Raw genomic sequence first — 14,732 nt, 5'->3', positions numbered from 1 at the left:
TAGATAAGTTGTAAATTTAAATAGTTTAGCTATGAAAATCTTAGTAATCGGTGGTACAGGTCTTACTGGAAGGCTGGTCACAAAAAAACTGGCAAACCTTGGTCATCAGGTAATCATTGGTTCGCCTTCACATGGCGTGGATCTCATGACGGGAGAAGGTCTCTCCCAGGCCCTGGAAAATACAGAGATCGTCATCGATCTATCCAATTCCTCCTCTCCTGAAGAAGAAAATGCAATCCACTTTTTTCAGACCGCAGGAAAGAATCTGGTAAAAGCGGAGCGGACGGCAAACATCAGGCATCACCTCGTACTTTCCATTGTCGGAACGGACGATGCGCTGGAGATCGGATATCTTCGCGCCAAGAAATATCAGGAGGACAATATCAAAAACTCCGGAATACCTTATACCATCATTCGTTCGACACAGTTTTATGAGCATACTGATGCCATCATTGCCGTTCAGGGTCAGGGTGACGAGGTATTTGTTTCCAAGATCGACTACCAACCCATTGCCCTGGAAGATGTGACAGACTACATTGTGCAGTTTGCACTCGAGGAGCCTAAAAATGGCACGGTCGAGATTGCGGGGCCTATAAAGGCCAATATGGACGATTTTGTCGCGAAATATATCGCGATCACCGGGAATCACATAAGGGTAGTTTCTGACGACGATAGCAAATATATGCATCTTGTTGTTCCTAAATCATTGCTCGTACCTGCTGGAGCATATTGTGCCGGCAAGGTTCATTTTGAGGACTGGGCACTAAATACAGCTGTGATTTAAGCCATCAGAAAAGAGAAATCACCGAGCTTTGCTGAGCTGGATATCTTATAGATCGATACGTTCGGTAGTTGGTGTATATCCATAGAAAGTGCTGGAATTTTTTCAAGGTTCCAGCACTTACATTCCAAAAAATAAGGCCCCAATTATAAAACCATTCCACCATCCATAAGGATTTCCGTTCCGGTCATGAAACTTGCCACATGGTTATCTGACAGATAAATAACAGCTTTGGCAACATCTTCAGCAGTTCCCATTTTTTGTAAAGGGATTCCGCTGATTAACCATTCATCAAGACCTTCCAATGTTTTTTCGTCCAACCCTGCTTTTGTCATAATCTCTGTTTTTGTAGGCCCAGGACTTACTAAATTTACCCTGATTTTTCTTGGTGCTAATTCTGCAGCAGCGGTCTTCGCAATGGAATTCAATGCTGCTTTGCTTGCCTGGTAAATCGAACTATTTGGTTTAGAGGTGGTCGCGACGTTGGATGAAAGAAATACCACTGAAGCACCATCGTTCAACAGGGGAATAAATTTGCTCAAAGTAAAATAAGCTCCTCTGAAATTAATACCCATTACATTGTCAAAATTTTCGGCACTCATATGTTCGATTGGACCTAAACTTCCGGTGATGCCTGCATTAATGAACAGGATGTCAATTTTTCCGAATTCCTTTTCAACATGGTTTCTGAAATTTTCAATATCTTCCAACTTCCCCTGATCCGCCACAAAAGAAATAGCCCCTAACGCTTCTGCCGCCTTTTTAATGGCCTCTTTTCGTCTTCCGGTGATAATGACTTTGGCTCCTTCGGCGATTAACTCTTTTGCGGTGGCATAGCCTATTCCGCTATTTCCACCTGTTACAATGGCTAACTTGTTACTCAACTTTTTCATTTCTTTAATTTTTCTACAAAGTTATCAGCGAAATGGTATACTTTTGTTATCAGTATAACCGAGTATATCAGTATCATACATTATATCACTTAACTTTGTAACCATGGAAAGAGATCAGACAGAAGAACTTAGAGCGTTGCAGGACACCCTTTATTTCATTGGAGGTAAGTGGAGAATCCCTGTCATTAATTCGCTTTGCAACGGCAACCGACGTTTTCGCGAAATTGAAAGAAGTATCCCCGGGATTACCACAAGAATGCTTTCAAAAGAGCTGAAAGATATGGAATTAAATAAGTTGGTTAAACGGACTGTTTATCCCGATATTCCTGTTTTAATTGAATATGAACCCACTGCATATTGCAGGACTTTCGGGAATATTATTTCGGAAATGATTAACTGGGGTAGAGAACACCGAAAAATGATTGTAGACGATAAGGTTTAGAATTGTATTCTATGTACTACCATCAGCTAAAATGCTGATGCTGGTAGTACATATGAAATGCTTAGCCAGTTATCTAACAAAAAGATTGAAAAGGTCTTCAGCTCCAGCGTTGAACTTCTTGCCGTTAACATAAAACGATGGTGTCCCATTGACCCCGCTGATAACGCCGCCCTGAAAATCGGCATCTATTTTATTCAACAGCTCCTCTTTTTGTATATCGGACTTAAACTTTTCTATATCTAATCCTATTTTTTCCGCTATTGTAAAAAGATACTGGTCGTCAAGGTTCCGCTGATTTTCGTAAATGGCATCGTGCATTTCCCAAAACTTATCCTGCAAAGACGCAGCTTCTGCAGCGATCGCGGCCGGAAGCGCGTATTCATGCATTTCAGAAAGTGGGAAGTTTCTAAATACAAATTTCACCTCTCCACTAAATTTTTTCAAGAGCTTCTTTAGCACCGGATAAGCGGCTCCACAGTAAGGACATTGATAGTCACCATACTCTACGATAATTAAATTGGCATTTAGATTGCCTTGGGCGTGGTCAGTTGTACTGACAGGTATTTTTAATGACATAACTATTTTATTTTAAGATTTTCAAGAGCTTCCAATATTCCATCTGCACCGGGATTTACCGCCGTCGGTGATTTGTAGCTCCATTGGATGATACCTTCTTTATCGATTACAAAAAGTGCGCGGTTGCACTGACCTTCATGCTCATTATAGACATCGTATTTCTTTGCTACTCCACCCTTTGGCTCAAAGTCTGCAAGTAGCGGAAAGTGTAGGTTACGGGACTGCGAAAAAGCCAGATGACACCATTTGCTGTCCACGGAGATTCCGAACAATTCTGCGTCATACTTTTTGAAGTACTTGAGCATTTCATTGTACAGTGCCATCTGATCACTGCAGACTGGACTCCAATCGGCAGGATAGAATGCTAAGATCACGTTACGACCCTTAAATTCGGATAAGGTGATTTTCTGGTCTGGTGTTGCAAATAATGTGAAATCAGGTGCAACAGTATTTTGTTCTAACATAATTTTATTGATTAATAGTTGATATAGGCAATATGAATGCCGCTACCGGTAGAAAGAACGCTCGTAGAAAAACCTTCTTTTTCCGGCAGCATAAGATTTACTTTTTAGGTTGAATAAAAATCTTTTTTGTTGGAAATTTTTCTATCTCGCCATCTGTAAGCCCAAAGTTTGTCACCACCACATCTTTAGGGTTGCCCGAAAGCCATTCGCTCAGATCAATAGACTCGTATTTCCCGCTGTTAAATCCGATAAGAACACGGCACACCGTATCACCCGTATTTTTAATGTAGTGTCCAGCTCCCATAGGTACATAGCCTACGTCACCTGCATTGAACTGTTCGGTGACTACAGTACCCTCGGCAAGAAAAACAGACATCTGCGCCTGGCCCGAAATATAATACTGCCACTCGTCGGCATTCGGATGCCAGTGCATTTCCCGAAGTGCCCCAGGCTGCAATTCAAGAACAGAACCGGCCATGGTCGTACTGATCGGAAACTCCTTACTTGTAACCAGTCGCTGAATACCACCCCCGGGAATGACTCTAGGCTGTTGAGCATGAAGCGGGTAACGGTGTAGATTAGTAAGTTCTATGTCTGATTCATCTGGTCTTGCAGTGGCATTAAATGACAATTCATCCGGGACAATACCGGCGGCGAAATAGGCTTCTTTTTTCGGCAGTACAGCAACTTCTTCCAATGTCAACCCCAAATTCTGTGCGACAATTTCTGGAGGCATACTGGCAACGAAGTCAGTTACGCTAAACGTGTGGTCTTCAGAAAAATTACCGTTGTCAAATATCAGGATGAAGTGACACTCTTCAGTTCCTGTTGCCTGGATCGAATGTCCATAACCTTTAGGAAAATACCATACATCACCCGGTTCAAAATTGTCGGTATAGCTATGACCGTCCGGATGAATAATGGTCGTACGAACGGTTCCTGAAATGACGTAGGCCCATTCAGCAGCATTTGCATGCCAATGGAGCTCTCGCATACTGCCCGGCTGTAATCGCATCGACACACCCGCGATTCCGATAGAAGCCGGGAAGTCGGTTACAGAAGCACCTCTGGTGGTACCACCATCATTTGTGCGTGGTTCTTTTTTTTCTAATTCATACTTGAAGCTTAATGATGTCGTTTTCATAATATTCTTTTTAACGATTGATATTCCTGTTTGTTACTAAAGTAAATTTACCGAAGAAAGGACGCGAGTGATACTGGCTTTCGGTGAACAGGCAAATATGATCGTTGAACGAGTCATGTAACAAAACATTCGTCATTCACATTATTATGAATTGGAGTAGCTTTTAGACTTATTTTTTAAAAAGTTGATCTATTGAGATAGCATGGTACTCGTTCATTAGCGCAATAAAACTTTGTTTAGTTGAAAGGCTTATAAAATTGAGGTACCATTCTTAATTGCTCCTTAACAAAAAAAGTGAGCCATGGAGCTCACTTTTTTATACTTTTTGGTACGGCTGTTTTAGGATTCAATAAAAGCTAGGATATCCTTATTGATCGTAGGAGCCTCAGTCGTAGGCATACCGTGGGGAAACCCCGGGTAAGTAATCAACGTTCCGTTCTTTAAGAGTTTAGCAGATTTAACGCCGGCATTTTCATAAGGAACAATCTGATCATCCTCACCGTGCAGCACCAGGACAGGAATATCAACTGCTTTCAAATCTTCTGTGAAATCTGTTTCAGAAAAAGCTTTGATACCCTCATAATGGGCAACAATTCCCCCCATCATACCCTGTCTCCACCAGTTTCTCCGAATTCCTTCCTTAATATCGGCTCCCGCTCTGTTATAACCGTAAAAAGGAAGTGTTAGATCGATATAAAATTGTTGTCTATTGTTCAAAGTCTGATCCCTGATATTATCGAATACCTCCATTGGCACACCATCGGGGTTACTTTCATTTTGTACCATGATCGGAGGAACAGCACTGATAAGTACAGCTTTCTTTGCTCTTCCATTAGCATATTTGTTCACGTAACGAATGACCTCACCTCCGCCTGTTGAGTGACCGATATGAATGACATCTTTGAGATCAAGGAATTCAACAAGTTCGGCAGTGTCAGCAGCGTACTGCTCAATGGTGTGTCCATAAATATCCTGACTCGATCTGCCATGCCCTCTCCGGTCATGAGTGACTACGCGATACCCTCTCTGTAGGAAGAAAATCACCTGTGCATCCCAGTCATCAGAAGATAATGGCCAGCCGTGGTGAAACATCAATACTGGACCCTGTCCTTGATCTTTGTAAAAAATTTCTGTTCCGTCTTTTAGTTTTAAAGTGCTCATAGCTATTTGGTTTAAATGTTAATATGTATTTTCTTTTTGCTACCATAAAACTACACGAACAATTAGCCAATTTCAAAAATCATTCGACGAATGGGCAAAATGAGTCGTTAAATAGACAACAAAAAAGATCATCAAGCATGACCTGATGATCTTTCAATTACTTATTGTTCATGTAGAACTTAGTCCGTATAGCTTGCTAATAAACGTTGAGCTTCTTCGACGGCTGCGGTAAGGATCTGCACGACTTCGGTCAAAACACCTTCCGATAAGGTGTTCTGTTCGGTTGTAAGTTCAAGTATTCCCAGCTTATCATCAAGCACAGGAAGCAATCCCATAATGGCGACGCTAGTTTTAAAATCATGTGCTCTTAATTTAAATCTGGAGAAGTCCTGACTTGCGTAAGCGGCCTTTAGCTCCTGAAGCTGGCCTGGAACTTTGTCGATAAACTGGCGGGTGACTGTCCGCTCGAAAGCGCTGTCCCCCCTACTTACCGAATGCATGTAAGCAAGGTCCAAATAAGTAAACTTCCCCTTATCCGCAATTTCTTCAAACTGCACTGTAGGCTGGAATCTGATGCCAAAATGTGAAATAAGCTTAAAGAGCTCTTCTTCATTGATGGGTTTGGAAATGTATTCGTTCATTCCTCTGCTGAGGCATTTTTCTCGTTCACCTGCCAAAGCATGCGCAGTCATGGCAATGATCGGAATATCCAATTGCAACACTTCCCTGATGTGCTGCGTTGCAGCATAACCATCCATCTGTGGCATCTGTAAATCCATCAACACAAGGTCGGCGTGATTATTTTTTAGATACTCAACGGCCTCCTGTCCATTGGAAACAATGTCAAAATCTACATTCCATTGTCCGAGCAAATGCTTCATCAGGCTCTGGTTCATCATATTATCATCAACCACCAAAATATGAAGCGGTACATTGGATTGATCTTTAAAATAAGCAGTATGAGCCACGGGTGCTATTACTATTTGCTCTTGCGCTATACCGTAAGGAATAAAAAACTTGAACGTTGTGCCGCTTCCCTGCTCACTCTGTACTTCAATGTCGCCATGCTGGAGCAGTACGAGGTTTTTTACGATAGACAAGCCGAGTCCTGTTCCGCCATAATTGCGGGTAATGGAATCTTCGCCTTGATTAAAGCGTTCAAACACTTCATTGAGTTTTTCCTTGTCAATTCCAATTCCTGTATCTGTGACGACAAATCCAACCACAACTTCCTTTTCGCTCCTGCTCTTTTGGTAAATTTCGATATGTATACTGCCCTGTTTGGTAAATTTAATGGCATTTCCAATCAAGTTTACCAAAATCTGGGTTAACCTGGTTGCATCCCCTGTCAGTGTATCGGGAATGGAGACATCGACCTTACTTGAAATCGAAAGCCCTTTTTCTTTTGCCCGTTGAACAAAAAATGTTTCTACAGAATTTAACAACCCACTGATACTGAATGTACCGACAGTGATGCGCATCATACCAGCCTCGATTTTGGAAAGGTCCAAAATATCGTTGATGATCGTCATCAAATTCTCTCCTGATTGTTGAATGGATGATACAAACTCAGAAGATGTCGCGTCCAGACTTCTTTTTTGCAGCAGGTTTGTAAATCCGAGAATTCCACTGAGCGGGGTTCTGATTTCGTGGCTCATATTGGCAAGGAAGTTCTCCTTGGTCTGCGCTGCAATGGAAGCTTTCTTTTCCGCAGCGTCCAGTTCCTCGATCAGCACACGTTGCCGGCGGAACTGGCGTAGGATATGGAAACCGACTACCGAACCGCTCAAAATCAATAAAACCAATAGGGAAATATCGTATAGCCGTGCTTTTCTGCCCATTTCCTCACTCTGCAAGCTGAGCTCACTCATGTGCAGCTGCCTACTTTTATAGATCTTCGCTGTTATTCCCGTAATTTCGTTTGAAATGATTCGGGCTCTTGGATTGGCAATTGAGGTTTGATCATCCATGTTTCCAAGAGAAAGATACCGTGCCAAAAGCTGATCACGGACTATTTTTTTGTCCATTGCAAGGACGCCCAGCCGTTGTATCAGCTTTTCTTCAACAGGATCGGAATTATCTCTGGACAAGGAATCCAGAAAGTTCTCGATCTGATTTATCTTTTTATCGATCCCTTCCAGATGGGTCGTATCGTTGGTGGCTATTGATGCTCTGATCCTACTTTCCACACCAAGGATATCGCGGTCGATTTCGCGCAGATGATTGCTCGCACGCAGCTCGTTCAGCAGTGTGTTATTGTTATGGATAAGTGCTTCTGTATTTCTGGCCGAATTGATCTGAACAGCAATCAGCAGTATTGTTCCCGCTATAAATGTCAGAATTATAAAGTAGCTAAACCGTTTACTGTTCATTATAGAATTACTTGTCATAAACAAAAGTTAAGAGGATTGGTTAAGTAATACCTTAAGAAGAAAAACAGTAGGTGATTTAAAATACATTCATTCTTGTATTTAAAGCCTTACGGTATGCATCTGCTACCGGAATGAATGTACCGTTTATCACAATACCACCGTCCTGTAAGGTATCTATTTTACTGATAGATACAATAAAGGACCGATGCACTCTGATAAAATCTTTCTTCGGTAAACGCTCTTCCGCAGTTTTCATCTTGCCATGAATGGCAAACATCTTTTCTTTTGTGTAAAATTTTACATAATCTCCCATTGCCTCAGCGTAAAAGATATCTTCAAGCTTCAGGCGCCTCGTCACGTTAGCATCTCTGACAAACAAAAATTCATCATTGCTGATATGCACATGGTCTTTTCTGCTATCCAGGATTGCCTGGGCTTTCTCCACGGCCTGTAAAAACCGGACAGGAGAAATGGGCTTTAAAATATAATCCGCGATATTAAGCTCAAAAGCCTCGATCGCATATTCCTTTTTGGAGGAAGTGAAAATGATGATTGTATCTTTTCCCGATAAACTTTTGGTAAGCTCAATACCTGTCATTTCAGGCATTTCAATATCCAGAAAGAGCAGGTCAACCTCGTTTTTCTGAATAAAATGGTAAGCCTCCATAGCGTTTGAAAATTCCTGCACGATGGTAAGATCCGGAACCTGCTTTGCCAAATGGGCCAAGGTCGTTCTTGCAATATCATTATCGTCAACAATCAGAGCTTTCATAGTAATAAGTATATATGTTATTATGACAAATATACTTATTACTTTCTTTTTTTATCGCTCACCAATAGCTCCTATCTAAAATAAGAACGGATCATCCATGCCATCTGTTCATGAGTTTCCATCAGTCCAGTGATAAAGTCACTGGTTCCGTAGTCTTTATATGACTCTGCAAAAGGCGTAATATTTCCACGTAAAAATTCAATGATACTTTCGTGGTCTGCCAGCAGGTCTTTCATGTAGCCAAGACCATCATTCGTCCTGTCACTATACTCGGTAAGGTGAGTCAGTTCCAGGTAGCTCTTCAGGGTTGCTGGTGCATAATGCCCGATTTTTCGTAGGCGTTCTGCAACACTATCAATAAGTTCGTCCAACTGCTTGTACTGCTCCTCAAAGAAGATATGGTTTGCATGAAAATTGTCTCCGGTGACGTTCCAGTGTGCGTTTCGGGTCTTGATATAAAGGACAGTTTCATCAGCCAATAATTTTGCCAATTGTACAGCAACAGCATCTGTGCTTGCTTCGTTTATTCCAATGTTTGCTTTCATGGTATTTATAAATTGAGTGTTTGATAATTATATTTTATAAGTAATCTGATCTTTTAGCGTTCCATAAAGCTTTATTTCTACCAGCTCCGCGAATGCCCAGGTACAGATTAATTTGTCAAATAATGTATTTTCCTTTTTAAAGAAATTTTTAAAAAGGTTGGTTGTATTTCCCTGTAAGGGCTTTATTTTCGATACTTTTAGCAAAGTTCGGAGTCTCCTCATGGTTGTGTGCATCCGAAGCGGCCTGTCTTGCTGCCGCTGCATCCGAAAGATTAATACCATTTTCTTTGATATAAGCCAGCATTTCAGGAGTAGCAGTTGCATGGATTTCATTGGTGTAAAGACAGGAGTTATCGTCAATTTTGGTGGCCTTAAGCTCCCAAAGCACCTGAACTTTTGTACGGCCTCCTTTGGTGATTGAGTCTGAAATCGAAAGCATCCGACAGTAATCCGGTTCATGGACAACGGCTACGTAATGCTGTACCATTAATGCGTCTCCTATTGTTTCGACATTAAGTGAAACCGGTTCTCCGTCAAATGTTGTGGATATTGCTGCACCGATATGCTGGGTAGAACATCTCTGATATTCTGCGTCGGGCAGGTTCAATAACCAATCGGCGATATTTACTTTCTCAATTGGTGCATGGATAATTGCTGTAACTGCTGAATGTGATAATGCGTTTTCTGGAGTTTGAATAATTTCCATAATATTAAATTTTAAATGATTGATTTGTGTTTACTGATGTAAATCTAGGCCTATTTACCGTCCGCCGAATTTACTATCCATCGGACGGGCATAAAGTATCGTTAAAAAGGGAATATTAATCGTTGAGGCGATGAAGGATGAAGTAATCTGCAAAACGCGCGGCGGCTCTATGTTTTTTACGTTCAGGGTGTCAGTAAATGTTCTTCTGCAATCTGATGGTTTCCTTAACGATTATTTCAGCATCAAGAACAGCATTGTAGATGAAATGTCAGGGGGAGGTTTTTTATAGTTGGACTTTTGCTACTTGGTATTAAATCCCATTTGAAACGGGCTTTGCTACCTCATTTGGTGTCTTTCCGAATTCTTTCTTGAACGCAAAAGAAAAATGCGACAGATCTTCAAAACCTACTTCAAGGTAGACATCACTCGGCTTTCTGGATTGCTCGGCAATTTGAAAATAGGCCTCCTGCAATCTTTTTCTCTTGAGCCAGGTGCCCGGAGCCATTCCGAATACACGTTGAAAATCCCGCTTGAAGGTCGATAGGCTCCTCCCCGTAAAAAATGCAAACTTTTCCAGGCTGATGTTAAACCTAAAATTTTTGTTCATGTATTCCTTTAAATTAATCCGATCAGGTAACGAGAAATTGAACAATATATGAATGAGGGCAGGATTCGATTTCAACAGAATAATCAGTAATTCCTCTCTCTTGACATCAACAAAATCTGCACTGATCTCCAGATCGCCGGTATAATACGGTTCCAGGGATGTTATAAAATTCTTAATAAACCTATTTTCCGGTATGAAAATAAAGGAGTCGCCGATGGCTGATGGCCGAATTTCATAAACATGGCGTTCAAGAAAGCGCTTCAGGAATTCCTCATCCAGGGTGATGATGATTTTTTCAAATTCATCATTGTCCTTATATTTTGTATAACGTACCAAATGATTTTTCCGGGCGATACAATAGTCGCCCGGTTTCATGCTGTAGTTTTTTTCGCCGTCATAAGCCTTCATATCTCCCTTCAATAAATATAGAAAATAGTTTTCCGGTATATAGTTTTCGGGGGAGATCTCTGGACCCAGGTGACAGGATTGGATGTTGTTTACTTTCATGGTTTACCAAATATACCGATCCCTAACGTTTAATCCTGTACCTGACTAAATTTTAGACTGTCCACGCTTGCAAGTATCGCCAGCTCTTTCGCACGCGGGTGCCAGCCGAGCATTTCTGTCGCTTTTTTGTTGGACATCTTTGTATACTCTTGGGGTGGTGTAGGCTGCAGAAAAGCAATTTTTCCGGCCAGTTTTGGGCGTTCTTTTTTGATCAGTTCGGCTACATCATAAAAAGACATAGCCCCTTCCGAAGTTGCCAGAAATCGCTGTCCGGCCGCTTCAGGGTGTAACATCGCTTTGATATGGATATCAGCGACATCGCGTACATCTACCACACCAAATGTAAATGGTGCATTTTCCTTGACGAGTCCGTCCACAATACCCTTAACGACAGTATCCAGCGAGGCCGAGGAAATACCGCCGAGGATGGGGCCAAAAATTCCGACGGGATTAATGACCGTTAACTCCATCGCTGTGGCAGCATCCTCCATAAATTGCCAAGCGGCCCTTTCTGCTATTGTTTTTGACTTTATATAAGCCTGTATTGGTGCGTTTTCATCGGTCCAGTCGAGCTCCGTAAAAACATGATTTTTGGGATCGATGCTATAACCGATCGCAGCAAAAGAGGATGTGAGCACGACACGTTTGACGCCTGCCCTTTTCGCGGCTTTCAAGGCTCTCAACGTACCTTCTCTGGCAGGGATAATCAGCTCGTTTTCGTCTTTGGGCTGCTCGGCGACAAATGGCGAAGCCACATGCAGGACATAGTCACATCCCTGCGCCGCTTCGTCCCATCCGCTGTCGGAAAGCAGATCGGCCTGATAAAAAGATAGCTGATCAAACGTGCTGATGCCGCCTTCGCTTAGCGCATCCAAGATTTCGTTCTTGCGGGCGAGCGTGCGCAGTGTTGTTCTTACAGTAAATCCCTGCTCAAGTAGTGCAAGAATAGTATTAACGCCTAAAAATCCGGTACCACCGGTTACTAAAACTGTTTGATTGTTCATTTCGGATCAATTATTTGAATTTGTAGGTCAACTGTATGGCATTTTCTGCATATTCCCAAAGCCTTTTGGCAAGCGCTTCATCGTTCATAGCTGCGGTATGATGGTTTGATAGCGCCGGATATCCTGCATATTCTTTCGGACCATCCGGGCCGTAAAATTTCCCGCCTTCAACCGACGCATCTGTCGCTGCGAATAAGCTGGGCAAAGCTCCCTGCCAGGGATCCATCACCTGATCAAATGCAGCAAACATGCCTTCCAGATTTTCATCCGGTATATTCCGCTGTAAATCGGTGCGCGTAACACCCGGGTGTGCCGCCACAGCAATCGCTGACATGCGGGCATTCCTGAATCTCCTGTGCAGCTCATAGCTGAACAAGATATCTGCCAGTTTGCTCACCGCATATGCACGCCATTCGTCATAGCTCTTTTCCAATCTGAGGTTATCAAAATCTATGCTATCCACTAACGTAGCCGCCCCGCTGGAAAGTGTCACTACCCGTGCGTTGGCAGTCTGCTTAAGTAGCGGTAGCAGATATCCTGTCAGCGCAAAATGCCCCATAAAGTTTATACCGAACTGCAATTCAAATCCGTCATCCGTTTTAGCAGCTGGGGGCACCATTACTCCGGCATTGTTGACGAGTATATCCAGTTTTGTATGCTTTTGCATAAAGAGATCTGCAAATTCCCGAACCTGTCCAATGTTTGCAAGGTCGAGTTTTCCATAGTCCAATGTTCCGGTCCCTGCCGTGTCGGATTGGATTTTTTGGATCGCTTTTTTTGCTTTTTGTACATCTCGTGCAGCGATGGTCACCTGTGCACCTGCTGCAAACAATGCTTTTGCTGTTTCAAACCCTATGCCCGTGTTTGATCCGGTCACGATTGCTATTTTACCTGATAAATCAGGTATATTATTTTTTGTCCACATAACCCTTTGTTTTTATTCTTCTACAAAATTCGTGGAATAGCTGTTATGCCGTTTTGTTGTGAAGTTCAATTTTTCTTTGTTGTGGAGTTCACCTTTCCGTTCTATTCCTAAGGTTTGCGATGTTGTACCAGAATTCCTTCCGTTCCAATGCTGTTACCCGGCCTTGCCCTAATTTTTGGATATCACTGCCGATCAAATCTTTTAAATGCCCTGTTTTGATATGCCTGTGTCCTTTAGGAATTTTTAAATAGAGGGAGCTAACGGAATACTTCTGGTTTATTGCTATAGCTCCCTGTATTCCTGATCTTTAATCTTCAATTTCCAGATGCGTACTCAAAGCAATGCGGTTCCAGCCATTGATGGTGACGATGAGCATAATGATCTGAGCAATCTGATTTTCATTAAAAAATTGGGACGCTTTGCTGTAGGTTTCTTCACTTAATCCCTCCTGGTGGATAAGGGTTATTTCCTCTGTCATTGCCAGTATGGCCTGCTCCTCTTCGGTGAAAAATTTGACAGCCTCCCTCCAGGCACTCACCAAAAAGATACGCTCCGGTTTTTCACCGTTTTTAATGGCATCCTTGGTGTGCATGCTGATACAGTACGCACAATTGTTGATCTGTGATGCACGGATTTTGACGAGCTCTTTAAGCGTTTGCGCGATCTCAATTTTCGAAAGATAACCTTCCAACCCCAACATTGCTTTGAATGCCAGTGGTTCCGTTGCGCTGATGTTGATACGTTTTTCCATGTTTCTTATTTTTTAATTTGATACTACAAATTTGAAAAATGGAGAGCCGGAAAAACTTAAACGGGTTTAAGAAAAATTCTTTTTGTGTATTTCGCTGAGATACCTCATCCAATATACCCGATCCGTGCTTACAGAGCGTCACCTAAAGATAGAAGGAAAGTTCTGCCTGCTGATTTCCAGTCGAAGACGTTATAATCGATATGTCCTACTCCACAGAAGCTGCGTGGACCTTTGCACCCCTTGCTACCCTAAGTGATAGGCTATTTCCGCAACTCCCTTCTCTCCCAATCTCAGTAGATTTTTAGCCTCCGAAGTCAAAAATATATGGATGAGTTCCAAAGCAGTTTTACCTGTTTCCTGTTTTAGTACGTCACTTAAATAACGTGGCGAAATAAACAGCTGTTCGGCAATATAGGTAACGCTTGGCAACCCGTTTTTTTCCAGAGCTCCTTCATCAATATATTTTTTAAGGATATCATTGAATCTTGCTGCTATTTTTCCAATAACCTGTTCTCGGTCGACAAACTGTCTTTTGTAAAAACGCTGTGCATATTTCAAAATCGATGATATATGACTCAAGATAATCTCACGGCTATATTCATCGGGATTATTAAAATATTCACCCTTAATTTTCGCATGAAGATCCAGAATAATCTGCTCTTCTTTTGGAGAAAGTTGCAGCGCTTCCGTTACATCGTAGTCAAAGAAGCCATAATTGTTAATGCTTTTAAAGAGCTCGTGACCGTTCAGATAATCTTCGTGAATCATCAACATATAGCCTTTTTCTTCAAATTCAAGGTCTTTCATTTCAATGATCTGCCGTGGTTTGGCAAAAAATAGACAGCCATTATCGTGGTCGTATTTTGTACGTCCGTACATAAACATCCCTGATTTTATTCTTTTGAAAGCGATGATGTAACAATCTGTGGTAAATTCCCTATTTCCCAGCGGAAAGGCCGCCTGACAGCCAATCATACTGAAGAGCGGATGCTCCGGAGCGTCCCAGACATTTCCGCTGTGCAATTCTGTAAGGGTTTTATAATGTTTCATTTTATTCTTTTATAGAATGTTCGACAATCTCT

16 protein-coding genes are annotated in these 14,732 nt (G+C 42.0%); 2 read left to right on the top strand and 14 right to left on the bottom strand.

Annotation, left to right across the window (positions count from 1 at the left end; genetic code table 11):
• Positions 1–31: 31 nt before the first annotated feature.
• Positions 32–784, top strand: coding sequence for an SDR family oxidoreductase (locus B3P16_RS16545; RefSeq protein WP_201668105.1), 753 nt, complete (start codon positions 32–34; stop codon positions 782–784).
• Between the two features lie 143 nt (positions 785–927).
• Here B3P16_RS16545 and B3P16_RS16540 read toward each other — a convergent pair whose 3' ends face one another.
• A complete protein-coding gene (locus B3P16_RS16540) occupies positions 928–1,674 on the bottom strand; it encodes an SDR family oxidoreductase (protein WP_286752124.1) in 747 nt (248 codons plus the stop codon).
• 103 nt (positions 1,675–1,777) lie between these two features.
• Between B3P16_RS16540 and B3P16_RS16535 the strand changes: the two genes are divergently transcribed.
• Positions 1,778–2,116: a winged helix-turn-helix transcriptional regulator gene (locus B3P16_RS16535; RefSeq protein ID WP_286752125.1), complete on the top strand. Its 339-nt coding sequence runs from the start codon at positions 1,778–1,780 to the stop codon at positions 2,114–2,116.
• A 69-nt stretch (positions 2,117–2,185) separates the two neighbouring features.
• Here the strand turns inward: B3P16_RS16535 and B3P16_RS16530 are convergent, their stop codons facing one another.
• From B3P16_RS16530 to B3P16_RS16470, 13 genes are all read right to left on the bottom strand, one after another.
• Positions 2,186–2,692 (bottom strand): DsbA family protein, encoded by a 507-nt coding sequence (locus B3P16_RS16530; RefSeq protein ID WP_286843610.1) that lies wholly within the window; start codon positions 2,690–2,692, stop codon positions 2,186–2,188.
• Between the two features lie 2 nt (positions 2,693–2,694).
• Entirely contained in the window at positions 2,695–3,156 is a 462-nt protein-coding gene (locus B3P16_RS16525; protein WP_286752127.1) for a redoxin domain-containing protein, read from the bottom strand.
• 97 nt (positions 3,157–3,253) lie between these two features.
• On the bottom strand, positions 3,254–4,300 hold the full coding sequence (locus B3P16_RS16520; RefSeq protein ID WP_286752128.1) for a cupin domain-containing protein: 1,047 nt from the start codon (positions 4,298–4,300) through the stop codon (positions 3,254–3,256).
• Positions 4,301–4,639: 339 nt separating this feature from the next.
• Complete coding sequence (locus tag B3P16_RS16515; protein WP_286752129.1) at positions 4,640–5,461, bottom strand: alpha/beta fold hydrolase; 822 nt, start codon at positions 5,459–5,461, stop codon at positions 4,640–4,642.
• Positions 5,462–5,640: 179 nt separating this feature from the next.
• On the bottom strand, positions 5,641–7,851 hold the full coding sequence (locus B3P16_RS16510) for an ATP-binding protein (RefSeq protein WP_286843608.1): 2,211 nt from the start codon (positions 7,849–7,851) through the stop codon (positions 5,641–5,643).
• A gap of 58 nt (positions 7,852–7,909) precedes the next feature.
• On the bottom strand, positions 7,910–8,605 hold the full coding sequence (locus B3P16_RS16505; RefSeq protein WP_286843606.1) for a LytR/AlgR family response regulator transcription factor: 696 nt from the start codon (positions 8,603–8,605) through the stop codon (positions 7,910–7,912).
• A 71-nt stretch (positions 8,606–8,676) separates the two neighbouring features.
• On the bottom strand, positions 8,677–9,150 hold the full coding sequence (locus B3P16_RS16500; RefSeq protein WP_286843605.1) for a Dps family protein: 474 nt from the start codon (positions 9,148–9,150) through the stop codon (positions 8,677–8,679).
• Between the two features lie 148 nt (positions 9,151–9,298).
• Entirely contained in the window at positions 9,299–9,856 is a 558-nt protein-coding gene (locus B3P16_RS16495) for a hypothetical protein (protein ID WP_286843604.1), read from the bottom strand.
• A 310-nt stretch (positions 9,857–10,166) separates the two neighbouring features.
• The gene (locus tag B3P16_RS16490; protein ID WP_286843603.1) at positions 10,167–10,970 is read right to left on the bottom strand and encodes a helix-turn-helix domain-containing protein; all 804 of its coding nucleotides are present in this window, start codon (positions 10,968–10,970) and stop codon (positions 10,167–10,169) included.
• Between the two features lie 29 nt (positions 10,971–10,999).
• Complete coding sequence (locus tag B3P16_RS16485; protein WP_120334011.1) at positions 11,000–11,974, bottom strand: SDR family oxidoreductase; 975 nt, start codon at positions 11,972–11,974, stop codon at positions 11,000–11,002.
• Positions 11,975–11,984: 10 nt separating this feature from the next.
• Positions 11,985–12,899, bottom strand: a complete 915-nt coding sequence (locus tag B3P16_RS16480) for an oxidoreductase (protein WP_286843602.1) — start codon at positions 12,897–12,899, stop codon at positions 11,985–11,987.
• Positions 12,900–13,206: 307 nt separating this feature from the next.
• Positions 13,207–13,650 carry a carboxymuconolactone decarboxylase family protein gene (locus B3P16_RS16475; RefSeq protein WP_120334009.1) on the bottom strand — a complete coding sequence of 148 codons (444 nt, stop codon included), beginning with the start codon at positions 13,648–13,650 and terminating at the stop codon, positions 13,207–13,209.
• 243 nt (positions 13,651–13,893) lie between these two features.
• On the bottom strand, positions 13,894–14,700 hold the full coding sequence (locus B3P16_RS16470) for a helix-turn-helix domain-containing protein (protein ID WP_286843599.1): 807 nt from the start codon (positions 14,698–14,700) through the stop codon (positions 13,894–13,896).
• Positions 14,701–14,732: the final 32 nt, after the last annotated feature.

The organism is Sphingobacterium sp. UBA7631 (assembly GCF_002483935.1).
GTDB lineage: Bacteria > Bacteroidota > Bacteroidia > Sphingobacteriales > Sphingobacteriaceae > Sphingobacterium > Sphingobacterium multivorum.
The sequence above is the reverse complement of the archived record's forward strand: the minus strand, read 5'-3'. Positions and strand labels throughout refer to the sequence as shown.

Bases quoted from the DNA above. Each gene is read 5' to 3' on its own strand.
- B3P16_RS16525 (WP_286752127.1), bottom strand. From the start codon at position 3,156: ATGTTAGAACAAAATACTGTTGCACCTGATTTCACATTATTTGCAACA.
- B3P16_RS16520 (WP_286752128.1), bottom strand. From the start codon at position 4,300: ATGAAAACGACATCATTAAGCTTCAAGTATGAATTAGAAAAAAAAGAA.
- B3P16_RS16510 (WP_286843608.1), bottom strand. From the start codon at position 7,851: ATGACAAGTAATTCTATAATGAACAGTAAACGGTTTAGCTACTTTATA.
- B3P16_RS16545 (WP_201668105.1), top strand. From the start codon at position 32: ATGAAAATCTTAGTAATCGGTGGTACAGGTCTTACTGGAAGGCTGGTC.
- B3P16_RS16540 (WP_286752124.1), bottom strand. From the start codon at position 1,674: ATGAAAAAGTTGAGTAACAAGTTAGCCATTGTAACAGGTGGAAATAGC.
- B3P16_RS16495 (WP_286843604.1), bottom strand. From the start codon at position 9,856: ATGGAAATTATTCAAACTCCAGAAAACGCATTATCACATTCAGCAGTT.
- B3P16_RS16490 (WP_286843603.1), bottom strand. From the start codon at position 10,970: ATGAAAGTAAACAACATCCAATCCTGTCACCTGGGTCCAGAGATCTCC.
- B3P16_RS16475 (WP_120334009.1), bottom strand. From the start codon at position 13,650: ATGGAAAAACGTATCAACATCAGCGCAACGGAACCACTGGCATTCAAA.
- B3P16_RS16470 (WP_286843599.1), bottom strand. From the start codon at position 14,700: ATGAAACATTATAAAACCCTTACAGAATTGCACAGCGGAAATGTCTGG.
- B3P16_RS16500 (WP_286843605.1), bottom strand. From the start codon at position 9,150: ATGAAAGCAAACATTGGAATAAACGAAGCAAGCACAGATGCTGTTGCT.
- B3P16_RS16515 (WP_286752129.1), bottom strand. From the start codon at position 5,461: ATGAGCACTTTAAAACTAAAAGACGGAACAGAAATTTTTTACAAAGAT.
- B3P16_RS16485 (WP_120334011.1), bottom strand. From the start codon at position 11,974: ATGAACAATCAAACAGTTTTAGTAACCGGTGGTACCGGATTTTTAGGC.
- B3P16_RS16530 (WP_286843610.1), bottom strand. From the start codon at position 2,692: ATGTCATTAAAAATACCTGTCAGTACAACTGACCACGCCCAAGGCAAT.
- B3P16_RS16505 (WP_286843606.1), bottom strand. From the start codon at position 8,605: ATGAAAGCTCTGATTGTTGACGATAATGATATTGCAAGAACGACCTTG.
- B3P16_RS16535 (WP_286752125.1), top strand. From the start codon at position 1,778: ATGGAAAGAGATCAGACAGAAGAACTTAGAGCGTTGCAGGACACCCTT.
- B3P16_RS16480 (WP_286843602.1), bottom strand. From the start codon at position 12,899: ATGTGGACAAAAAATAATATACCTGATTTATCAGGTAAAATAGCAATC.